Origin of the sequence: Aeromicrobium sp. (genome assembly GCF_036676885.1) — a bacterium.
Taxonomy (GTDB): domain Bacteria; phylum Actinomycetota; class Actinomycetes; order Propionibacteriales; family Nocardioidaceae; genus Aeromicrobium.
In genome coordinates this window covers 1-4764 of the sequence record NZ_JAKFCB010000014.1, presented here as the reverse complement: position 1 = coordinate 4764, position 4764 = coordinate 1, and the positions used below count along the sequence as shown (strand labels likewise).

Sequence of the window (4764 nt, the reverse complement as noted above, 5' to 3'; positions counted from 1 at the left end):
CCCGACAACCCCGAGCAGTGGGACAAGCGCATCAAGAACGAGTGGCATGTGGTCGCGTGGCCGGCCGCGGAACCTGGTGCGCCGATGCTGACCGACCTCTTCGACGACCTCTCGTGACGGAGGCGCTGACGCCTGATTGCGTCGCACCGCCGCGATCCGGATGCACCTACCGCCGATTTGCGCAGATTTCTCGGACACCTGTGATGATTGGCCGCAGCGCCACTCCCGCCGGCATCATCGCGCGGGCAGGCATACCTTGGGGGGCGTACCCGGTCCGACGACCATTTCGAGGATGGCCATCATGGCGCGCATGGCTCCACACACGGTCACGCTGCACGGCCACGACCTCTCCTACGTAGACAGCGGCTCCGGACCGGTCGTGCTCTTCATCCACGGGATCCTCGGGTCGCAGCGGCAGTGGGAGCACCTGATCGACAGGATGGATGACGATCACAGGGTGCTCCTGCCCGACCTCTTCGGTCACGGCGAGTCGGCGAAGCCGCTCGGGGACTACTCACTCAGCGCGCACGCCGCGGCGATGCGCGATCTGCTCGATCACCTCGGAATCGAGAGGGTCACGCTCGTCGGGCACTCGCTCGGTGGGGGCATCGCGATGCAGTTCTATTACCTCTTCCCGGAGAGGGTCGAGCGTCTCGTCCTGGTCTCCAGCGGCGGACTCGGACGTGAGGTGAACGTGCTGCTGCGGTCCGCGACGCTGCCCGGTGCCGCGCGGGTGCTGAGCGTCATCGCCTCCGCACCGGTCCTCTCTCGTGTCGAGGCACTCGGCCGTGGCGCCGCGAAGGTCGGGTGGCGTCCGGGCGCTGACGTCGGCGCGATCTGGCGGGGCTTCAGCTCGCTCCAGAACAGTGAGAGTCGGCGCGCCTTCCTCGCCACGACCCGTGCCGTCATCGACATCGGTGGGCAGAGCATCAGCGCCCACGACCACTTGGAGGGTGCGTTGCCCATCCCGACGATGATCGTGTGGGGGTCGAAGGACCGGATGATCCCGGCATCGCATGCGCTCAGCGTGGAGAAGGAGCTCCCCGACTGCCACGTCGAGATCTTCGAGGGCGCGGGTCACTTCCCGCACCTGGACGACCCGGACCGCTTCGCCAGTGTGCTCCGTGAGTTCATCGCCCATGATGAGCCGCATCATGAGCAGACCTCGGCCCCCGAAGGGTCCGAGGACTCGCCAAGCTGACAATCTGCCAATGCGCCGCTATCTACCGCTGCCCGATTCGATTGCCGATGTCCTCTCGACACCGAGGCGCTGGGGTTTACTGGTCGCGTGGCGGTGCAGCGCATGGGCATGGCGCCCCTGGCGAGTGGTGGACGGGTCGCGTACGCCCTGACCGGCTCCGGCCCGTTGCTCCTGGTGGCGCCGGGGTGGCTCAGTCACCTGGAGCTGGGATGGGCCATCCCCGCCGAGCGGATGTTCCACGAGGCGTTGTCGTCGGGCCGCACGCTGGTGCGTTACGACCGCCCGGGCTGCGGCCTCTCGGACGCGTACGAAGGCCCCCGCACGATGGCGCTCGAGCTCGAGACGATCGCCGCCGTGACAGAGGCGATCGGCGAGCCGAGCTTCGACCTCCTGGGGTTGTCGCTGGGTGCGGCGGTGGCCGCGCAATGGGCCGCCGATCGACCCGAGACCGTCTCCAGGCTGGTGCTGTACGGCGGCTGGGCCACGGGTGACTCGATCGGTGACGAGGACAGCAAACGGCACATCCTCGGCCTGCTGGCGAGCCACTGGGGCCTCGGATCGGACCTGCTCACCAATCTCTTCGCCCCCGACACGGATGCCGGCACCCGCCGCGCTCTCGCCGGCTACCAGCGCGCGGCGTCGTCCGCCGAGACAGCGGTCGCCCTGTTGAGCCTCGCGTACGAGCTGGACGTACGTCCGGCCCTCGAGCGGGTCGAAGCGCCGACGCTGGTGCTGCACCGGAGCGAGGACCGAGCGGCGCCGATTGCCGGAGGCCGGGCCCTCGCCGACGGCATCGCGGGGGCCGAGCTCGTGGAGCTCGAGGGCCGCTCGCACCTTCCCGCGATCGGGGACGCGCAATCCGTGGTCGACGAGGTGCGGCGGTTCCTCGGACTGCCACGGCTGCGCCGCGAGGTGCCGACCGGGCTCACCGCGCGCCAGACGGAAGTCGCTGCCCTCGTCGCCGACGGCCTCACGAACCGTGAGCTGGCCGACCGCCTGGGCATCACCGAGCGGTCGGCGGAGTCTCACCTCGAGCGGATCCGGCTGCGCCTCGGGTTCAGATCGCGCGCCCAGGTGGCCGCGTGGTACGTGGCGACCAACCCACCCAAGTGAGGTATTTCCACGGCTGTGCCGAGGCCGCGGCCCCGGGAGCATGGAGCCATGACTCGACGCCTTCTCCACCTCCTCATCTCCGCCACCGCGTGGTGCGGCTTCGTCGCGATCACCGTGTGGACGATGGCGTTCCTCGCGAACGTCGTGGTGCCCCGGACGGTCGACGGACCGGGGCGTACGACAACGACCTGGGCGATCACGATCGACCTGGCGCTCCTGGGCCTCTTCGCCGTGCAGCACTCCGTGATGGCGCGTCGATCGGTCAAGTCGTGGCTGAGCCGACGGATGCCGGCAGCACTCGAGCGCACCACGTACGTCCTTGCCACGAACACGTGTCTGGCCCTGCTGGTCGCGCTGTGGCAACCGTGGGGCGGTGAGATCTGGCACGTCGACGGCGCCGCCGCCCTCGTGCTCTGGGCACTCTGCGCGGCCGGTTGGATCCTCGCCCTCGCGTCGACCTTCGCGGTCGATCACCTCGAGCTCATCGGGCTCCGGCAGGCCGGTTGGGTGCGTCCGCGTGACGCCGCGAGCTCCGGCCTGCAGACCGGTGGTCTCCATGCCGTCGTGCGGCATCCGCTGATGACCGGGCTGTTGCTGGCCTTCTGGGCCACTCCACACATGGGCGCGTCCCACCTGCTCTTCGCCGTCGCCTCGACCGGCTACATCGCCGTCGGGATGTGGTTCGAGGAGCGTGATCTCCGGCGCACGTTCGGTACGTCCTACGACGAGTACGCATCCCGAGTGCCTTCGCTGATCCCCGGGCTCCGACCCAGGCGGCGCGCGGTGCTCGAACCACAAGGAGGAGCACGATGACCGCCACCACCACCGCGATCTGGTACGCGGAACCGTCGCTGGAGCTCGCGAACCGGCACAGCGCCAGCAGCCTGATCGGCCATCTCGGGATCGAGTTCACCGAGGTCGGCGCCGAGCATCTGGCCGCGCGGATGCCCGTCGACGCGCGCACCCTGCAGCCGGCGGGGGTGCTGCACGGCGGCGCCTCGGTGGTGCTCGCGGAGACCCTGGCCAGCTGTGCGGCGACGTTCGTCGTCGACCCCGAGCGTGCCTACTGCGTGGGCATGGAGATCAACGCGAACCACCTGCGTCCGGTCATGGCCGGAACGGTGACGGGTGTCGCCCGACCCGTCGCGCTCGGCCGTCGGACCCAGGTCTGGGAGATCCGCATCACCGACGAGCTCGGCAAGCTGGTCTGCGTGTCGCGGTGCACCATGGCGATCGTCGAGCGCTGACGCGGTCAGCCCGTCAGGACGGCAGCGCGACGTCGCCCGGAATGGAGCACGGCCAGTACGCCGAGGGCGCCGGCGAAGCAGGCGATCGTGTAGAGCCCGCTGCCGATCGGGGTGCCGTCGGTGGTGACGCCGTTCGTGGCATCGAGGAAGTCCGGGAGGGCGCCGAGCCACAGCACCGCCATGACGGCGAGGTACGTGGCCGGGTAGATCCGCGCGAACGGCGTCATCGGCTCGAACTCGTGGCGTCGACGCACGTGCGTGACCAGGATCCACGCCCCCGCCAGCCAGATCAGGCCGAGCTCGATGCCGAGGACCCAGGCCTGCGCTGTGACGTTGGGGGTGTCGCCGCCGAAGATGCTCGACGGGATGCCGAACAGGCTCATCGCGGGTGGGGCCAGCACCCCGGCGACCACGATGCGCCAGGTCAGCGACCAGCCTCGACGCGGTTCGCCACTCCCCTCGCTCCCTGAGCCTGTCGAAGGGCCAGTCAGGCGTACGACGAGGTAGGTCATCACGCCGAACGAGACCGACGCGAACAGCACCATGCTGTTCATCGGCACCGACGCGAGCGCCGGGTGGTTGACCTCCTGGTTGGCGTCGTTCCACGCCCACCACTTCAGCTGCGGACCGAGCTGGTCGAAGACCTCGTAGAAGACCTGGCAGACGAACGCGACCGCCACCGATCCCACCAGGGCTCCACGCCGGAAGATCCCCAGCACCCGCACCAGCTCGTACGCCAGCTGGGTCAGCGCCGGGTAGATCGCGATGATGTAGAGCGGCAGCCGATCCCACATGAACTGCACCGTGAAGAGGTTGTGGGCGAAGATGAAGCCGAACTGCTCGTCCAGGCCGAACCACTCCGGGAAGTACAACGGCGGCTCGGTGACGAACAGGTAGACCAGCGGCGCGAACCACATCGCCAGGTTGACCGGGTCGCCGTCGCGGAAGCGGCGTACGGCGTGCACGAGCGCGAAGACCGCACCAGCGATGATCAGCAGCTCGAGGACCGGCATCGACCAGTCGGCCAGGTCGAACGGGCTGCGCACCGAGACGACCGGGCTGACGTCATGACAGTCGAAGCCGAGCTGGCGGGTGACCTGCTCGGCGGCCTCGTCGCACGTGGCGCTCATCGGGGCTCGCTCGCCAGCGCGGCCTCAGGATCAGCGCCCGGCGTCCAGTCCTTGCCCGGCGGCTCGAGCTGGG

Annotated in this window: 5 protein-coding genes; 4 read left to right on the top strand and 1 reads right to left on the bottom strand. The window is 69.3% G+C overall.

Features of this window, described 5'->3' with window-relative positions; all coding sequences use genetic code 11:
• The first annotated feature begins 310 nt into the window (after nucleotides 1–310).
• The 4 genes from V6M46_RS00775 (at nucleotide 311) to V6M46_RS00760 (ending at nucleotide 3561) form a co-directional block, all read left to right on the top strand.
• Complete coding sequence (locus V6M46_RS00775; protein WP_332661772.1) at nucleotides 311–1201, top strand: alpha/beta fold hydrolase; 891 nt, start codon at nucleotides 311–313, stop codon at nucleotides 1199–1201.
• Nucleotides 1202–1288: 87 nt separating this feature from the next.
• Entirely contained in the window at nucleotides 1289–2314 is a 1026-nt protein-coding gene (locus V6M46_RS00770; RefSeq protein WP_332661771.1) for an alpha/beta fold hydrolase, read from the top strand.
• A gap of 48 nt (nucleotides 2315–2362) precedes the next feature.
• A complete protein-coding gene (locus V6M46_RS00765) occupies nucleotides 2363–3127 on the top strand; it encodes a methyltransferase family protein (RefSeq protein ID WP_332661770.1) in 765 nt (254 codons plus the stop codon).
• A complete protein-coding gene (locus tag V6M46_RS00760; protein WP_332661769.1) occupies nucleotides 3124–3561 on the top strand; it encodes a hotdog fold thioesterase in 438 nt (145 codons plus the stop codon). The genes V6M46_RS00765 and V6M46_RS00760 overlap by 4 nt, the downstream gene beginning before the upstream one ends.
• 5 nt (nucleotides 3562–3566) lie before the next feature.
• Here the strand turns inward: V6M46_RS00760 and V6M46_RS00755 are convergent, their stop codons facing one another.
• Nucleotides 3567–4691 (bottom strand): hypothetical protein, encoded by a 1125-nt coding sequence (locus V6M46_RS00755; RefSeq protein WP_332661768.1) that lies wholly within the window; start codon nucleotides 4689–4691, stop codon nucleotides 3567–3569.
• Nucleotides 4692–4764 lie beyond the last annotated feature (73 nt).